Here is a 16,571-nt window from a genome sequence, read left to right as displayed (position 1 = left end):
TGTCATTCAGCGCTGACGCGTCATGGTCGCCGCGTGGGACGACTTCACGGCGGCAATCGTCATGTTCCGCAGACAAATGGCAGCGCCAGCGAGGAACACTGGCGCTCGGCGTCCCCTGTCGGCGTCAGCCCCGGCGGGTCGCCCACCAGGAGTACGCGACGGGCAGCAGGAGGCTCGCCGCGAGCACGGCCAGCGTCCACGCGCTGGTCACGCCCAGCAGGCCGAAGCCGATCAGCAGGGCGCCGCCGATCACCAGGACGGGGCCGGCGACACGATGGGTGGTATCCCACGCCGTGTCGCTGCGCATGCTCCAGGGCGTGCGGATGCCCATCACGTGGTTGCGCGGCACGCGCGGCAGCACGAACCCGAGCGGCACCAGCAGCACGCCCATCGCCACGCCGACCGGGTGCAGGCGCCGGGCGTCGAAGAGCGTCCACAGGTGCAGGGTGCTGACGGCGAAGATGACCGCGAGCACGCCGACCTGGTAGGCCGACATGTCGCGCAGTGGCAGGCCGGTACGTGGGTCGGTGGACCGCCGGGGCCCGAACGACAACAACCCCCACACCAGCGTGAGCAGGGCCGGCGACAGCAGCGCGCCCCAGGGCTTGGGCGTGAACCCGTCGGCCGTGCCGTTGATGTTCCAGTGCGTGGGCACCGGGTCCGGGATACGGTCGTACAGGCCGATCGTCAGGGCCCACGAGACCACGAGCAGGCCCACGGCGGTCCATCGGGCCGACGACCAGCCCGCGCGCGGCGCGCCGGGCGGAGGCAACGCGTCGTTCACGCGCGCCACGGTATCACCTAAGCTAGCGGCCATGCCCCACCTCCTCCGTCGTACCCGGCTGGCCGTCGCCTGCGCCCTGGCCTGCCTGCCCACAGCGCTCGGCGCGCAGGAACAGACGTCGCACGGCGCGCACCCGCCCGCGGCGACTGCCTCGACGCCAGCCAGGCCCTCGCCCGCGCCGGGCGAGCTGCCCGACCTGGTCAAGAAGCCCATTGCGCTGATGAGCAGGGCGCTCGGTCCCTACACGCGCCCGATCTCGACGAAGGTGCCCGAGGCACAGGCCTTCTTCACGCAGGGCATGCAGATGATGTTCGCCTTCGCCAAGGCCGACGCCATCCGTTCGTTCCGCGCCGCGTGGGCTGCCGATCCCGACTGCGCCATCTGCCATTGGGGCGAAGCGTGGGCCTGGGGCTCGTACCTGAACGAGAAGATGGATGCCGAGGACGCCCCGTTCGCCTACGCGGCGTCGCGGCGGGCCCTCGCGCTCAAGGCCAAGGCCAGTCCCGTCGAGCGCGACTACATCGAGGCGCTCGCCGTCCGGTACGTCAAGGACTTCGATCCCGACAAGCGCACCGATCAGGATCAGGCCTACGCGGAGGCGATGCGCCGCCTGTCGGAGAAATACCCCGACGACCTCGACGCCCGCACGCTCTACGCCGACGCGCTCTTCCTGCTCGAGCCGCGCCGTGGGCGACGCGACGTCGGCGCGCCGAGCATCGTCCGCCTGCACGGCGTGCTCGAGGGCATCCTCGCGCGCGACCCGAAGCACCCCGGCGCCTGCCATCTCTACGTGCACGCCACCGAGTCGACGATCCGGCCGGAGAAGGCCGAGGCCTGTGCCGAGTACCTCGGCAAGTCCATTCCGGGCGCCAGCCACATCAACCACATGCCCTCGCACACGTGGAACGAGGTGGGCCGCTGGGGCGACTCGGTACGGGCCAACCTCGACGCCGTGCACTCCGACCTCAAGGCCGACGTCGGCGAGGGCTTTGCCATCTACCCCTCGCACAACCTGCACATGCTGCTGTACGCCGCATCGATGGACGGGCAGGGCGCCATCGCCACCACCGCCGGTCGCGACTACGTCAAGCGCGCGCGGGGCGACACCATGTACCAGGTGCTCACGCTGATCCGCTTCGGTCGCTTCGACGAGGTGCTGGAGGTGAAGGCCCGCCCGGACCGTCCCGTGCCCGCGAGCATGTGGGACTTCGCGCAGGGCTATGCCTACCTGCGCACCGGGCAGGCCGACATGGCGAAGGTGTACCTCGGGCGGGTGCGCAAGGGCGCCGAGACGCCCAAGGCGGAGTTCAGGGATCACCCCGCCAGCCGGTTGCTGGGGCTGGTCGGCGATCTGCTCGAGGGCGAGATCCTGCGCGAGGAGAGGCAACTCGACGCGGCCATCGTCCGCTTCGAGTCGGCCGTGGCGCACGACGACGCGCTCGAGTACGACGAGCCGGAGCCGCTGCCGTTCCCGGCGCGGCACTGGCTGGGCGCCGCCCTCATCGAGGCGAAGCGCTTTGCCGACGCCGAGCGGGTGTACCGCAAGGACCTGGAGCAGCATCCGCGCAACGGCTGGTCCCTGCTCGGCCTGAAGCAGGCCATCGAGGGACAGGGCCGCACCGATGCCGAGGTCGATGCGGCGCTCGAGAAGGCGTGGGCCCGGTCCGACACCTGGATCCGCAGCTCGCGCTTCTGAGTCCCGGCGCGGGCGGGGAGGGATCGGGAGCGGCGAGCAGGGCGAGGGGGAGTGGCACGCGGAACGGTCGGACGCCCCGATGCCGTCGGAGGCTCGCAGACGAACCCGTCGGGCGGCGGCCCGCGTCATAGTGGGTACGCTCCGGACAATCCGTTCGCATGCGCTTGCGCGTCTATCCTGGGATAGGCGCGGGGACCCGGCATGACCCTGACGTTGACCCACGTGCTCCAGATCGTCGTCGGCCTCGGCCTGCTCAACGTGTGGCTGGTCCGGCGACAGTCGGCCACGGCCTACCGCGGTGGTCGATCACGGACGCTGCAGCAGGAGTTCGAGACGTACGGCCTGCCGTCGGCGGCCTTCTATGTCGTCGGCGCGCTGAAGATCACGGCAGCGATCGTCCTCCTCGCCGGCCTGTGGATGGCCGTGCCGGTGCGTGGCGCCGCCCTGGTGGTGCTGGGGCTGATGCTGGGCGCCATCGCGATGCACGTCAAGGTCGGCGATCCGCTCATGAAGTCGGTGCCGGCGGTACTGATGCTGGCCATGTGCGGCGGGATCGTCCTGCTGCCGTAGCTAGCGGCTGCTCGCCAGCGCGTACCAGGCCACCGCCGCGTTGAGGAGCAGCAGGACCAGGGCGGGCAGGGTCTGGGCCAGCGAGTCGAGCACCCGGACGCGCGTGGCAACCCCGGCGCCCATCAGCAGGGCGAGGCCTGCGGCGCTGGCCGCCACCAGCGCCGGCCAGCGCGCGTACCCCACCAGCAGCCCGAGCGCCCCGAGCACTTCGAGGGTGCCGGTGAGGACGCGGAGGTGGCCCATGCCGAACCGCTCGAAATCGCGCTTCATGCCGTCGAAGGCGAGGCACGCGATCCCGTAGGCCAGGAACGCCGCGGCGGAGAGGAGCAGGGCGACCTGGTAGGCGCGGGTCACTTGGGAGCACGCACCCAGCCATCCTACCGTGTCGGGCCGCACGCGCTCGCGCCGCCGCGCCGCCGCTGCCTCGTCCGCCGGCGCGCCCCCGACTCGCACGCCCTGTCCTTGGACTAGTTCGCAATCGCCGGCCGACGCGGCATGATCACGCTGCCCGACCTCCGGGTTCCGACCCGACCCCGCACCCATGTCACTCCGTTCCCTGAGCGTCCAGTCGAAGCTGCTCCTCGCCTTCACCCTGCTCACGCTCCTCGGCATCGCCCTGGTGTCGGCCACCGCCTACGCCACAGCGAGAGCGAGCCTGCTCACCTCCATCGAGCGGCAGCTCGTGGGGCTGCAGCGCTCCAAGGCGGGCATCGTCAAGACGATGCTGGCCGCGACGCGCAACGAGGTGCTGACGCTCTCGGGCAGCGACGACGTGAGTGCCATGTCGCGGCAGCTGATGGAGGAGTACCGCAAGCTCGCCGACGTGAAGGTGACGCCGGAGATGAAGGCGGCCGTGCGCGAGTTCTACGCCAGGGAGTTCGAGCCGGCGCTGGCGGCGCGCACCCGGCTCGCGCCCCAGCCCGGCGCCTTCCTGCCGACCACCGAGCGCGGGTGGTACCTGCACTACCACTACATCGTCAACGGCGGTCGTCCCTACGGCGAGCGGCGGCCGCTGGCCTCGAGCACGGACACGAGCGGGTATGCCACGGCACTGCGCGCCGCCCAGCAGCGGCTCGGGCCGGCGATCGAGCGCCTCGGCCTCCAGAACGTGGTGCTGGTCGATCCGGTCTCGCTCGAGGTGTTCTTCAGCGAGGAGCAGTCGACGATCTTCGGCACGCGGCTCGACGACGGCCCGTACTCGGGCAGCGGCGTCGCCGCGCTGTCGCGCGCCCTGCGCAACTCGCAGGACGAGGACGACTACAAGCTCGCGGACTTCGAAGCGTTCCGCCCGGCCCTCGGCGCGGCCAAGGCGTTCGTGGCCAGCCCCGTGTTCGACGGCCCGACGCGCCTCGCGGTCATGGTGGTGCGGTTCCCGATCGAGCCGATCGCCGACGCCCTCTCCAACAGGCGCGGCTGGGAGCTCGAGGGGCTGGGCAAGACCGGCGAGGTCTACCTCGTCGGCCCGGACCAGACGATGCGCGTCGAGTCGCGCTTCCTGGTCGAGGACAAGGCCGCGTTCCTCGAGGCGCTCGGCACGTCGCGCCTCACGGAGCGCTCCGTGGAGGAGGTGCGCCGCCTCGGCACGACCATCCTCACCGTGCCCGTCAAGCACGAGGGCGTGCGTGAGGGGTTCAACGGACACAGTGGGTTCGCCCGGGTGGAGGACTACCGTGGCGAGCCCGTGTTCTCGGCCTATGGCCCGGTGGACCTCGACTCGCTGCGCTGGGTGGTCGTCGCCGAGATGGACACCAGCGAGGCGCTGGCGCCGCTGCGGGCCCTCGGGACGCGCATCCTCGGGCTCGGCGCCGGGCTCGCGCTGCTGGCCTCGGTGCTCGCGCTCGGCCTGGCGTCGATCATGACGCGGCCGATCGCCGCCCTCGTGGAGGCCGCCAGGGAGGTGAGTGCGGGCAACCTCGAGACCCGGGTGCGGGTCAACGCGCACGACGAGTTCAGGGCGCTGGGCGAAGCGTTCAACGACATGGTGGCCAACCTCGCGGCCAGCCGCGCCGCCCTCGACACGCAGGTGCAGGCCAACGAGCGGCTCCTCCTCAGCCTGCTGCCGGCCTCCGGCGCCGCCCAGGTGCGGGGCGGGCACGACGGTCCGCAGTCCTTCGCCGACGTCACGGTGGCCTACGCGCAGCTCACGGGCTTCGAGCAGCTGTCCCGTCGCCTCGGCGAGGACCAGTCGATGTCGCTGCTCAGCGACGTCGTCGCCGCCTTCGACGAGGCCGCCGAGCACCACGGCGTGGAGAAGGTGCGCACCATCGGGTCGTCGTACCTGGCCGCGTCGGGCCTGTCGGTCGATCGCGCCGATCACACCGCGCGCGTCGTCGACTTCGCGCGCGAGGTGGTGCGCATCGTGCGCCGGTTCAACGCCGAGCGTGGCACGTCGCTCTCGATCGAGATCGCGATCAACGCCGGTCCGGTGGTCGGCGGGCTGGTGGGTCGCCGCAAGTTCATCTACGACCTGTGGGGCGACACCGTACGGCTCGCCCGCGAGATCGACCAGCAGGGCGCCGGCGCGATCGTCGTCACCCGGACGGTGTACGACCGCGTGCGCGATGCGGTGCCCTTCGGCGCGCCGCGGACGCACGAGTTCAGCGGCGTCGGGCCGATCGAGCTCTTTCCGGTCGCCGAGAGCGCGGCATGATGGAGGCGCTGGCGGACCTCGGGTCGGCCTGGCGCTGGGCGCTCGGGCTGGCCATCGCCTTTCCTGTCGCGCTGCTGGCGCTGAACGAGCTCGCGTTCGCGTGGATGCGCGCGGGCCGGCCGACGGTCTCCTCGGTGCGCTTCGTGCGCTCGTGGGTGCTGCCGGCGCTCGTGCTGGTGCTCTTCCTGCGCAACGTCAGCGGCCTGCCGCCGGCCGGCCTCTGGGTGCGGCTGTCGATGACCCTGTTCTGGGTCCTGGTGGTGATGGCCGTCCTGGGTGCCCTGAACACCATCATCTTCGAGCAGGCGGCGGCCGGCAGCTGGCAGGCGCGCGTGCCGAAGCTGCTGCGCGACCTGGTGCGGCTGCTGCTGGTGGCCACCGCCGGCGCCCTCGTCTACTCGTTCGTCTGGGACAAGGATCTCAGTGGCGCGCTCGCCGCGGTCGGCGTCACCTCGATCGTCGTCGGCCTGGCACTGCAGGAGCCGCTCGGCAACCTGTTCTCCGGGTTGATGTTGCTGATGGAGCGTCCCTTCGAGGTCGGCGACACGGTGGAGGTCGCCGGCGCGTCGGGCCAGGTCAAGGAAGTCAACTGGCGCTCGGCCCACATCAAGTCGGCGCGCGGCGTCGTGCAGATCGTGCCGAACTCGACGCTGAACAAGGAGATCATCCGGAACTACTCGCGCCCGCGCCCGATCCGCATGGAGGAGATCGACGTCGCGTTCGGCTTCGAGCACCCACCCAACGTGGTGCGAGAGGCGCTGCTGGAGGTGGCGCACGGGACGCCCGGCGTGCTGAGCCAGCCGGCGCCGATCGCGGCGACCCTCGATTACGGTGACTCGTCGATCAAGTACCGACTGATCTACCGCACCACCGAGGACGACCGCTGGCCGGTGCGCAACGAGGTGGTGACGCGCATCTGGTACGTGGCCAAGCGGCGCGGCCTGACGATGCCGTATCCCGTCGTCAGCCAGATCAACTTCGAGGGGGGCCGCCCGTTCGGGCCGCACGAGCCGACGGCCGTCGAGCGACTGCGCGAGCTGGCGGGCATGCCGGACCTGCCCTCGGAGGCCGGTGAGGTGCGCGCCCTCAGCTTTGCCCGCGACGAGGTCGTCTTCGAGGAGGGCACGGACCTGCAGGGCGTGTATCTGCTCGTGAAGGGCTCGGTGGGACTGCAGGTCCGCGTCCAGGGCGAAGGCCACCCGATCGGGGTGGTCTCGCCCGGTGAGTACTTCGGCGAGCAGGGCATGTACGGCGTGCAGCCCGCCGAGATGCGCGCAGTGGCGATGCGCGACTGCGAAGTGCTCTGGATGTCGTCGGAAACGGTACGCGGGCTCTTCGAGGCCAACCCGCGCCTCGCCCGCGAGTCGAGCCAGGTGCTCGAGGTGCGTCGCCGCGCCATGCAGGCGACCCGCCAGGCCGCCCGTCGGGAGTGAGTCGGCTGTCACCTCCGGGCTCCGCACGGTATCTTCGCGGCATGTGCCAGCGGGTCCAGTGCGAAAAGTGCGGCAAGCCGTCGTGGGTGGGATGCGGGAAGCACGTCGAGCAGGTGCTCGGCGACGTCCCGCCGAAGGACCGGTGCCAGTGCCCGCCGCCCAAGTCGCTGCTCGACCGCATCCTGGGACGCTGACCCTGGCAGCCGTGTACCATCACCCGCCATGAGCTTGCGCATGGCACGGGTGGTACCCGCGGGGCTGATGGCGGTCTTCGGCCTGGCGGCCCTCGCGGCGGCGGGTCCGCGGCAGGACGACCTGGCGGCGCGGCGCGCCCGCCTGATGGAGCGCCTGGGGCCCGATACGGTGGCGGTGGTGTGGAGCGCCCCGCCGCGGGTGTACTCGCTGGACGTCGACTACGAGTACCGCCAGGACAGCCACCTGCTGTACCTCACGGGCATCGCGCAGCCCGACACCATCCTGGTGCTCGTGCCCGGCGCGAAGACGACGCGCGAGGTGCTCTTCGTGCGCGAAGCCAACGCGCTGCGCGAGCACCGCGAAGGCCATACGCTCACCAGGGCCGAGGTGACCGAGCAGAGCGGCGTCAGGACCGTCTACCACACCGGCGAGTTCGAGGCATTCCTCACAGCCCTGTTCAATCGGCAGGCGTACGGGCGGCGGCGCGGCGAGGTCACCGACGACTTCGACGCCTTGTTCGACGCCGTCTCCGGCGGCCGCGCCAGGCTCGCCCTGCCGTTCGGGCCGCGCCCGGCGCCGTCGGCACCACTCTCCGCCCCCTACGAGTTCGCGGCGAAGGTGCGCGACCGCTTCCTCGGCGTCGGCTTCGTCGACAGCTTCCCGCTGATTGCCGACCTCCGGCAGGTCAAGACGCCCTTCGAGCAGGCCATCCTCACGCGCAGCGGCGCCATCTCGAGCGACGCGCACAAGGCGGGCATGAAGGCGGCGCGTCCCGGGCGGTTCGAGTACGAGGTCGAGGCCGCCATCGAGCAGGTGTACCTGGCCAACGGCGCGATGAACCCCGGGTATCCCTCGATCGTCGGCAGCGGTCCGAACGCCACCATCCTGCACTACGGCGCCTCGAGCCGGCAGATGCAGGCCGGCGAGATCCTGCTGGTCGACGCCGCCGGCAGCTTCGACGGCTACACGGTCGACATCACGCGCAGCTACCCGATCAGCGGCACGTACAGCGAGGCGCAGAAGGACATCTACCGGCTGGTGCTCGAGGCCCAGGAGGCGGGGATGCGGGCGGCGCGCGTCGGCAACACCACCGCCGACGTCGAGAAGGCGGCGCGGGAGGTCGTCAAGGCCGGCCTGCTGAAGCTCGGGCTGATCACCGACGCGACCGGCGATCAGTACCGCACGTGGTACACGCACGGCATCTGCCACTGGATCGGCATGGACGTGCACGACGTGGGCGACTACGCCCGCCCGCTCGCCGCCGGCATGGCCTTCGTCGTCGAGCCCGGGCTCTACATACGGCCGCAGGCGCTCGACGAGCTGCCCGACAGCCCCGAGAACCGCGCCTTCAAGGCCGCCGTGGCGCCAGCGGTGCAGAAGTACGCCCAGATCGGCATCCGCATCGAGGATTCGTTCCTGCTCACCGAGACGGGCCTGACCAGCCTGTCTGCGTCGGTGCCGCGCACGATCGAGGAGATCGAGCGCTTCATGAAGGCGCGGTGACGGGCGTCACGGGCGGGCGTCGGCGGCGAGCACGGCGCCGAGCAGCACGGCGGCGCCGCGGCTGACGTCCTCGGGACGCGAGAACTCCCGGGGCGAGTGACTGATCCCGCCGACGCTCGGGATGAAGATCATCCCCATCGGGCCGAGGCGCGCCATGGCCTGCGCGTCGTGTCCCGCGCCGCTCGGCATCACCTTCGTGGACAGCCCCAGCGCCGTCGCGGCCGCGCCGATGATCGCGCGCATCGCCGGGTCGCTGGGCGCCGGCACGGAACGGTGCAGGTCCGCATGGGCGAACGTCGTGCCGGTCGCCTCGCCGATGCGCCTGGCCTCGCGGGAGATCTCCTCGAAGAGCGCGGTCGTGACCGCCTCGTCGAGGTCGCGCAGTTCCAGCGAGCAGGTCACCTTGCCCGGAATGACGTTGGGGGCGCCGGGCCGGGCCTCGATGGTGCCCACCGTGCCGACCTGCCGGCCCGGGCGGGCTCGTACGACGCGGTTGACCATGTCGATGAAGCGCGCCGCCGCGAGCATCGCGTCCTGGCGGCGGTCCATCGGGGTCGTGCCGGCGTGGTTGGCCATCCCGGTGATCGTCACGTCCCACTGGCGGATGCCGACGATGCCCTCGACGACCCCGATGTCGACGCGCTCGGCCTCGAGGACGCCGCCCTGCTCGATGTGCAGCTCGAGATAGCCCGCGATGCTGCCCGGCGCGCGCCGCGCCTCGGCCAGCCGGCTCGGATCGCCGCCGAGGAACGAGATGCCCTGCGCGACGGTCTTCCCGCTGGTGGTCGTGTGCGAGAGCTCGCTCGCCTCGAACTGTCCACTGACGGCGCGACTGCCGAACAGCCCGCCCTCCTCGTTGGCCCAGAGCGTCACCTCGATCGGGTGGCGAAGCGCGCGGGACTGCAGCGCGTGCGCCACCTCGATCGCCGCGAGCAGACCGACGTTGCCGTCGTAGTTGCCGCCGTCGGGCACCGAGTCGATGTGCGAGCCGAACAACAGCGGCTTTGCCGTGGCGTCAGTGCCGGCGCGACGGCCGATCAGGTTGCCTGCCACGTCGGTGGCCGGCACGAGCCCGGCCTCGCGCATCCAGCCGGCGACCACGAGACGCGCCTGCCGGTCCTCCTCGCTGTAGCCGAGGCGCTGTGTGCCGCCGTCGGGCGTACCCCCGAACCGTCGCAGGTCGGCCAGGCGCGCGTTCAGGCGCGCGCCGTCGATGCCCGGCATGGTGGCCTGCCACGCTGCTGCGGAGCGCGCAGCCAGCGCGCTCGACAGGCCGGCGCCGAGCATCGCGGCCCCGAAGGCGCGACGGGAGGGGAGGTGGCAAGGGCGGGCGGTCGTCGTCACGTCAGAAGAGTACCTGCGGATAGGCGTTCACCGCCGCGAGCGCCTCGGCGTACGTGACGCCACACGTCGCACCGCGGTAGCGCGCGAGGCTCTCCTTGAGGCGTTGCGCCCCGTCGAGGGCGCCGGCAGCGTACGGCTCGTTGCGCGTCACGGCCATCAACCGCCCGAGCCATTCGATGGCGCGCGGCCATTCTCGGGTCACGTCGACGAAGGTGTCGGGCACGAAGCCGATGGTGTGGCGCGGACCGTTGTCGAACTGGTACGCACGGCGCGGTGTGGCATACGGCGCGAAGGGATCGGCGAGCACGCGGTCGCCCAAGTGCAGGGCCAGCTTGCTCAGCGTGGCGGCCGCCTCGTGGTCGGGGTGCTGGTCGCGGGGCCACAGCACGAACGCGACGTCGGGTCGGGTCTCGGCCACGACGTCGGCCACGGCCCGACGAGCCGCCTCGTCGTCGGCAATCCTGCCCGACGCGAACCCGAGGAAGCGTGACTCGATCCCGTAGTCGGCGTTGACGCGCCGGGTGCCGTCCACCAGGTCGGCGCCGCGGCCCCGCACGGGCTTCCAGTTCGAGTAGTCACCGATCAACGACAGGACGACCACGCGATTCCCGCGCGCCACCGCCTGCAGCAGGATCCCCGGAATCCCGAACGGGCAGTCGTCGTAGTGCGCGCCGATGGCGAGCACCGTCGGCCTGGCGGCGCCGCCAGCCGGCTGGGCGAGCGCGTCGCGCGCCGCGAGTGCGCCGACGCCGGCGGTCAGGAGGTGGCCGGCGAACTGTCGTCGAGTGGGCATGACCGGCAAGCCTACCTCCGTCAGCCGTCAGCCGTCAGCCTGAGCCCCGAGTCCGCGTCCCTGCTGTACGAACCGCTCCTCACGCGCGTTCCAGAGTGCACGGCCCACGAAACCGGTGGTGCGGGAGCGCTGCTGGTGGCCGGGGAGGACACATGGCCAAGAAGGCGAGCAAGACCCCGCGGCGCGCGGCGAAGGCCCCCGCGGCCCGCGTCCCGACGCGGCGGCGCACGCCACTACGGCGAGGGACCGCCACGACACGTGCGCAGGCCGACACCACGTCGATCTTCGCTGGTGGCGCGAGCGACGTCATCCCGGGTGAGGTGGTGATCCAGTTGCGCGAGGACACGGCCGCGCGCATCACCGAGAGCATCGGGCGCGGCCCGACCCGCGGCGCGCGGTCGGCCGACGGCGTGACGACGTTCGGCGTGGACGAGATCGACGCCGTACTGTCGCGCCTGGGCGTGCAGGGCATCGCCCGGCTGCACCCGCCGGCCCCGCCGACGGTCGGAGTGCGGGGGATGGGCGCATCCGCGGCGGCGGCGCGCGAGTTCGCCGTGCCGATGGCCTCGACGTTCCGCATCGCGTTCGATCGCGACACGTCGGTCCAGGAGGCGGTGTCGCAACTGGCTGACGTCGATGGCGTCGAGTACGTGGAGCCCAACCGCTATCGCGAGGCCTACGTCACCCCGAACGACCCGAGCTTCCCTGCCCAATGGGGCCTGGCGCACATCAACGCCCCGGCCGCCTGGGATCGCACCACCGGATCGGCCAACGTCACCGTGGCGGTCATCGACACGGGCATCGACCTCGACCATCCCGAACTGGCGCCCCTGCTCGTGCAGGGCTCCGACATGGTCGATCTCGGACCGAACCCGACGCCGCCGGCCGGTTGGCGCTTCGAAGGCGACTTCCAGGGGCGCGACAACGTGCCGCAGGACGAGGTCGGCCACGGCACGCACGTCGCCGGCACGATCGCCTGCCTGAGCAACAACGGCAACGGCGTCGCCGGCGTCACCTGGCAGTGCCGGTTGATGCCGGTCAAGGTGCTCACGCGGATCGTCCGCCTCAGCGACGGTCGCGTGTCGGGCACGGGGTCGGCGGCCGACATCGCCGCCGGCATCCGGTGGGCGGTCGACAACGGCGCCCGCGTGCTCAACCTGAGCCTGGGGGGCACCACCGACACGCAGGTGGAACGCGACGCGATCGCCTACGCCGTCGCGCGGGGCGCGGTGGTGGTGGCCGCGATGGGCAACTCGTTCCAGGACGGCAACCCCACGAGCTTCCCGGCGGCCTATCCCGACGTGATTGCCGTCGGCGCCATCAACGCGTCGAACCAGCGCGCGCCGTTCTCGCAGACCGGCCCCCACATCGACGTCGCGGCGCCCGGCGTCGGCATCCTGAGCACGACGTGGGACAACGGCTTTGCGACGATGCAGGGCACGTCGATGGCCTCGCCGCACGTGGCCGGCCTGGCCGCGCTGATCCTGTCGTGCAACGGCAGCCTCTCGGCGGCGCAGGTCGGCGACATCCTGCGCCAGACCGCGCGTCCGCTGCGCGACCAGCCGACCGACCCGATCCCGAACGACGCATACGGCTTCGGCTGCATCGACGCCGCGGCGGCGATCGCCCGCGCCTGCCCGCAGCGCTCGCGGCCGATCACCACCTGCCCCGCCGAGTCGACGATCGTGGTGTGCAACCAGATCTCCCGCGTGGTCTCCTGCGTGTCGCGGCAGGTCGCGTGCGAGAGCCTGCTGACGTGCCCGCCGCCCTCGCGGCCAGCGGCCTGTGTCTCCACCGTGGTCCGTTGCCCATCGACGCTGGCAGGCTGTCAGTCGACGACGATCAGGTGTGCCTCCGGCGTCGTGCTCTGTCAGCAGCCGTCGGCCACGGTGCGCTGTCCGTCGGTGGCGTGCGTGCCTGATCCCGGACGACCGCCCATCAACCCCGGACAGGCCGAACAGGCCGGTGACGGCTGGAACGACGACGATCCGTACGGTGGCGGATATGGCGAGGACGAGGGTGGCGCCTGAGCTCCAGACGGCACCCGTGGCGGCAGGGGCGCGCGCGGTCGCGCCCCTGCGCGCCCTGACCGCGTGCGGGTGGCTCGCCGCCGCCGACGCCGCACGCGCCACCGTCGTGTCGCGATCGAGCGCGCACGAGGTCAGTCTCGTCGCTGCCCCCGACGGCCGCGCGGCCATCGTGAAGCAGTGGCCGGCCGGCGCCCCCACGGGTCGCGACCTGCGGCAGGAACTGTTCGTGTACAGGCTGGGGCGAACGGTGCCGGCCCTCGCCGCGGTGTTGCCCGCGGCCTGGCACCTCGACGAGGGGCGCCAGTTGCTGGTGCTCGAGGCGATCGCCGGGGGGAGCGCGCCACCGCCACACCTGGCCGACGCGGGCGTCGCAGACGCGCTCGGTCGTGCGCTCGCGGCGTGGCATGCAGCCACCACGGAGACCGGTCTGTGGCCGTCGCCGGCGATGGGCATCCTCGACATGCCCGCCGCGCCCGATGTCGCCATGACGGGGCGGGCGCTTGCCACCCGTCGACTGATGCAGGCCATCGTCGAGGACGCGCGCCTGGCAGGCGTGCTGCGCGATGCGCGGGCCGCCTGGCGCGATCGGTGCCTCATCCACGGCGACCTGCGGCGGGAGAACTGGTTCGCGCTGCCTGGCGAGTCGGCGCCGCGCGTGCGCGTCATCGACTGGGAACTCTCCGGCTCCGGTGATCCCGCGTGGGACCTGGCGACCGTGATCGTCGAGGCGGCGATCGACGGGCTGCGGACGACGGGCGTCGTCGGCGTCGGCGCGGCGATGTCGGCGCTGCCGCGCCTGCTCCGTGCGTACGTGGCCGCCGATGGCCTGCTCGAGCCCACGCACGAGGCGTGGCGCCACCTGTGGACCTGCGCGATTGCGCGGGTGCTGCACGTCGCCACGGAGTGGACGGAGCGGCAGCCCGGCAACGACACCAGCGTCGTCGAACCGCTGGTGGCACAGGCGGTGGCATGGACGGGCGACATCGACCGACTCGCCGGGGAGGGCAGCGCATGGGCCGCGGCATGACGGCGCCGGGCGTGCGTCTTCCGCTCGAGGTGCGGGCGGCGCTGGCCCGCCTCGTGGAGCGCCTCCAGTCCGATGCCGCGCACGTCTCTGGCCTGGCGCAGGCAGGCGACGCGCCGGTGGGCGGCCACGCCGACGCACTCTCGGCGTGGCTCTACGCGTCGTGGTACCTCGCCCTCCCACAGCCCGATCCCGTCGAACCGAGCGGCCGCTGGCGCACCGACCTGTCCTCGGCGCTGCGCGCAGCGTTGCCGTCGGGGGCGCGCTGGCTCGATGGCTGGGTCGTCCTCGAGCGTCGCCACGACGGGCAGTGTGTCGTCGCGCGGCGTGGCGCGGCGCGCGTCGTGCGTCCGGGTGAGTACGTCAACCGGGCGCGCCCGGGCGTCCCGGCGATGCCAGGCGATGCGGTCGCCGTCACGTCGTGCCTGGACGGCGTCGACAAGGCGTCCGGCTTCTGGACCACGCGATCGGACGCCGACCTGGCGGCGCCACTCGTCCGCGTGCACTGGTCGGTGCCGCCCTCGTCGCTGCCACTCGTGGTGGCGCGCGTCGCCGTCCTGCTCGATGCGCTGGCGATCGCCTACAGCCTCAAGACTCCGGCGACGGTGGACGGGTGCGCGCGCATCGACACGCTGGTGGTCTACGTGTCCGCGACCGACTGGCCGAGGCTCGATGCCCCGGTGACGACGCTGGCGCGCGCTCTTGGTCCGCACCTGCGCCCGTGGCACCCGCCGCTGGCGCGGCCCCTCGCGCCCGGCGCCGCCTTCGCCGAGGATCCCGGTGAGGAGTCCTTCGGCCAGCGTCGGTGTCGCATCCTCGCCGGAGGGGTGCGGGAACTGCTCGCAGGCGCGCCCGTGGGCGCCGGTGACGCCATCGACCACCTCGCGCGGTGCCTGCAGGCCGCGCGCATCGACCCGGAGCGGCCATGGCTGAACGACGCCGGCTGACCGTGAAGGCGCGGACCCGGGTGGCCCGCCCGTCTCCCGCCGCGACGTCGCCATGGCTGGCCGCGGCGCGCGAGGTGGCACTGGAACTGCTCGACACCGCGATCGTTCGCGGACCCCACGTCACGTGGGTCGGCGACGACATCGTCGGCGACACCGCATCGGCGCACGTCGTCCGTGGCGAGGTCGGCGCGGATCTCTACGCCGGGACGGCCGGCATCGGCTGGAGTCTCGTGCACCTCGGGGCCGCGACCGCTGATGCGCGCTGCGTGCAGGTCGGCGTGGCCGCGCTACGCAGTGCGGTGTCGCAGGTGCGGAAGGCGGAGCTCGCCCCCCTGGGCTTGTGTTCCGGTGCGGCGGGCATCGCGTGGGCGGCCGTCGATGCCTCGCAGGCGGCAGCCGACGCGACGCTGCGCCGGTCGGCGCTGTCGCTCGCACAGGACGTGGCGCGGCGCGTGCGCGACCGGCCGACGGCTCACGAGGAGTTCGACCTCATCGGAGGGCTCGCGGGTGTGGTCATCGCCCTGCTCGCGACGCACCACGCCACGGGGGACGCGCTGATCCTGGAGGGCGCCACGGCCGCGGCGCACCGCCTGGCCGCCAGGGCCGTGCGCGACGGGTTCGGCGCCTCGTGGCCCACGGCCACTTCTGAACCCGGGTTGTGCGGTCTCGGGCACGGCGCATCGGGCGCGGCGTGGGCGCTCGCGGAAGCTGGCCGGATGACGGGTGTGGAGGCGTGGCAGCCGCTGGTGAGCGAGGCGCTGCGCTACGAGGCCGGGTGGTACTCGCCCGACCGCCTCGCGTGGGCGGATCTGCGCGAGCCGCCGTCAGGCGGCGCTGATGCGAGCTGGCCAGGCTGGATGGCGGCGTGGTGCCACGGCGCGTTCGGCATCGGCGCGGTGCGGTGGCGGCTGTACGAGGTCAGCGGCGACCTGTCGGCGTTGGCTGACGCGAGCCGGGCGGTCGAGGCCGCGCGCCAGGCGGTGACGATGGCCGGGCGGGCGCGTCGCAACGGACTTGCGTCCGACGTGACGCTCTGCCACGGGCTGGGCGGTGCCCTTGATCTGTTGCTGCTGGCTCACGAGGTGACCGGCGAGCGCGATCACCTGCTCGCGGCACGCCGGGTGGCCGACCTGTGCCTCGCGATCCGCGCCGCCAATGGCGGGCGATGGACGGTCGGGTTACGGGGCGCCGAAGTGATCCCCGGGCTGTTCACCGGCCTGGCGGGCATCGCGGTGCTGCTGCTCCGCGCGCACGATCCGGGCGCGGTCTCGTCGCCGATGCTGCCGGGCCGATGGGTGGGGCGCTCACGTCAGGACGTCCAGCCGAGCGCGTCGGCCTCGACGTAGCGCACCCCGTCGAGCCGCTTCACCGCTGCGGTGAACACCTCGTCGTCGTGGTCGTCCGGGATGGCGACCACGAGCACGTCGGGCAGCGCGGCCCTCGGCTCCCCGACCCACGTCGCGCCATGTGCCGTTACCGCGCGCGTGACGGCCGCGAGGTCCTGGCCGGGGTGCAATCCGACGATGAAGCGCTTGGCCATGGGCACACCATATCAATGCGGCGATGCCGCGCGTCGACCTGAAGGTCGACGCCTACGTGTTC

General features: G+C 72.4%; 15 protein-coding genes. 10 read left to right on the top strand and 5 right to left on the bottom strand.

Translation table 11 applies throughout. The features are described 5' to 3' along the window. Positions 1-124: 124 nt before the first annotated feature. A complete protein-coding gene (locus TBR22_RS21675) occupies positions 125-817 on the bottom strand; it encodes an SdpI family protein (RefSeq protein ID WP_239489921.1) in 693 nt (230 codons plus the stop codon). Between TBR22_RS21675 and TBR22_RS21670 the strand changes: the two genes are divergently transcribed. Together TBR22_RS21670 and TBR22_RS21665 are read left to right on the top strand one after the other, a co-directional pair. Then, complete coding sequence (locus tag TBR22_RS21670; protein WP_239489920.1) at positions 816-2,480, top strand: M48 family metallopeptidase; 1,665 nt, start codon at positions 816-818, stop codon at positions 2,478-2,480. The genes TBR22_RS21675 and TBR22_RS21670 overlap by 2 nt on opposite strands. Positions 2,481-2,681: 201 nt before the next feature. Continuing rightward, on the top strand, positions 2,682-3,050 hold the full coding sequence (locus tag TBR22_RS21665; protein WP_239489919.1) for a DoxX family protein: 369 nt from the start codon (positions 2,682-2,684) through the stop codon (positions 3,048-3,050). Here TBR22_RS21665 and TBR22_RS21660 read toward each other — a convergent pair whose 3' ends face one another. Beyond that, complete coding sequence (locus TBR22_RS21660; RefSeq protein WP_239489918.1) at positions 3,051-3,404, bottom strand: DoxX family protein; 354 nt, start codon at positions 3,402-3,404, stop codon at positions 3,051-3,053. It abuts the gene before it with no gap. Positions 3,405-3,591: 187 nt separating this feature from the next. Here TBR22_RS21660 and TBR22_RS21655 point away from each other — a divergent pair, with 187 nt between their 5' ends. From TBR22_RS21655 to TBR22_RS21640, 4 genes are read left to right on the top strand one after another with little or no spacing between them, the layout of a single operon-like run. After that, complete coding sequence (locus TBR22_RS21655) at positions 3,592-5,700, top strand: adenylate/guanylate cyclase domain-containing protein (protein ID WP_239489917.1); 2,109 nt, start codon at positions 3,592-3,594, stop codon at positions 5,698-5,700. Beyond that, positions 5,697-7,133 carry a mechanosensitive ion channel domain-containing protein gene (locus tag TBR22_RS21650; RefSeq protein WP_239489916.1) on the top strand — a complete coding sequence of 479 codons (1,437 nt, stop codon included), beginning with the start codon at positions 5,697-5,699 and terminating at the stop codon, positions 7,131-7,133. Before TBR22_RS21655 ends, TBR22_RS21650 begins: the two co-directional genes overlap by 4 nt. Positions 7,134-7,174: 41 nt before the next feature. Further along, positions 7,175-7,327, top strand: a complete 153-nt coding sequence (locus TBR22_RS21645; protein WP_239489915.1) for a hypothetical protein — start codon at positions 7,175-7,177, stop codon at positions 7,325-7,327. Positions 7,328-7,355: 28 nt separating this feature from the next. Further along, complete coding sequence (locus TBR22_RS21640) at positions 7,356-8,831, top strand: aminopeptidase P N-terminal domain-containing protein (protein ID WP_239489914.1); 1,476 nt, start codon at positions 7,356-7,358, stop codon at positions 8,829-8,831. Between the two features lie 6 nt (positions 8,832-8,837). Here the strand turns inward: TBR22_RS21640 and TBR22_RS21635 are convergent, their stop codons facing one another. Together TBR22_RS21635 and TBR22_RS21630 are read right to left on the bottom strand one after the other, a co-directional pair. After that, the gene (locus TBR22_RS21635; protein ID WP_239489913.1) at positions 8,838-10,175 is read right to left on the bottom strand and encodes a Zn-dependent hydrolase; all 1,338 of its coding nucleotides are present in this window, start codon (positions 10,173-10,175) and stop codon (positions 8,838-8,840) included. A gap of 1 nt (position 10,176) precedes the next feature. After that, the gene (locus tag TBR22_RS21630; RefSeq protein ID WP_239489912.1) at positions 10,177-10,968 is read right to left on the bottom strand and encodes a PIG-L deacetylase family protein; all 792 of its coding nucleotides are present in this window, start codon (positions 10,966-10,968) and stop codon (positions 10,177-10,179) included. Positions 10,969-11,120: 152 nt separating this feature from the next. On the opposite strand from TBR22_RS21630, the gene TBR22_RS21625 reads away from it, so the two are divergent. Genes TBR22_RS21625 through TBR22_RS21610 form a run of 4 tightly spaced genes read left to right on the top strand, consistent with a single transcriptional unit; the run spans position 11,121 to position 16,315 of the window. Further along, positions 11,121-12,998: a peptidase S8 gene (locus TBR22_RS21625; RefSeq protein WP_239489911.1), complete on the top strand. Its 1,878-nt coding sequence runs from the start codon at positions 11,121-11,123 to the stop codon at positions 12,996-12,998. Beyond that, on the top strand, positions 12,988-14,025 hold the full coding sequence (locus TBR22_RS21620; protein WP_239489910.1) for a phosphotransferase family protein: 1,038 nt from the start codon (positions 12,988-12,990) through the stop codon (positions 14,023-14,025). Before TBR22_RS21625 ends, TBR22_RS21620 begins: the two co-directional genes overlap by 11 nt. Further along, positions 14,010-14,969, top strand: a complete 960-nt coding sequence (locus tag TBR22_RS21615; protein WP_239489909.1) for a T3SS effector HopA1 family protein — start codon at positions 14,010-14,012, stop codon at positions 14,967-14,969. The genes TBR22_RS21620 and TBR22_RS21615 overlap by 16 nt, the downstream gene beginning before the upstream one ends. Next, a complete protein-coding gene (locus TBR22_RS21610) occupies positions 14,948-16,315 on the top strand; it encodes a lanthionine synthetase LanC family protein (protein WP_239489908.1) in 1,368 nt (455 codons plus the stop codon). The genes TBR22_RS21615 and TBR22_RS21610 overlap by 22 nt, the downstream gene beginning before the upstream one ends. Here TBR22_RS21610 and TBR22_RS21605 read toward each other — a convergent pair. Further along, entirely contained in the window at positions 16,279-16,509 is a 231-nt protein-coding gene (locus tag TBR22_RS21605; RefSeq protein WP_239489907.1) for a hypothetical protein, read from the bottom strand. The genes TBR22_RS21610 and TBR22_RS21605 overlap by 37 nt on opposite strands. Positions 16,510-16,571 lie beyond the last annotated feature (62 nt).

Source organism: Luteitalea sp. TBR-22 (assembly GCF_016865485.1).
Taxonomy (GTDB): Bacteria; Acidobacteriota; Vicinamibacteria; order Vicinamibacterales; family Vicinamibacteraceae; genus Luteitalea.
The sequence above is the reverse complement of the archived record's forward strand: the minus strand, read 5'-3'. Positions and strand labels throughout refer to the sequence as shown.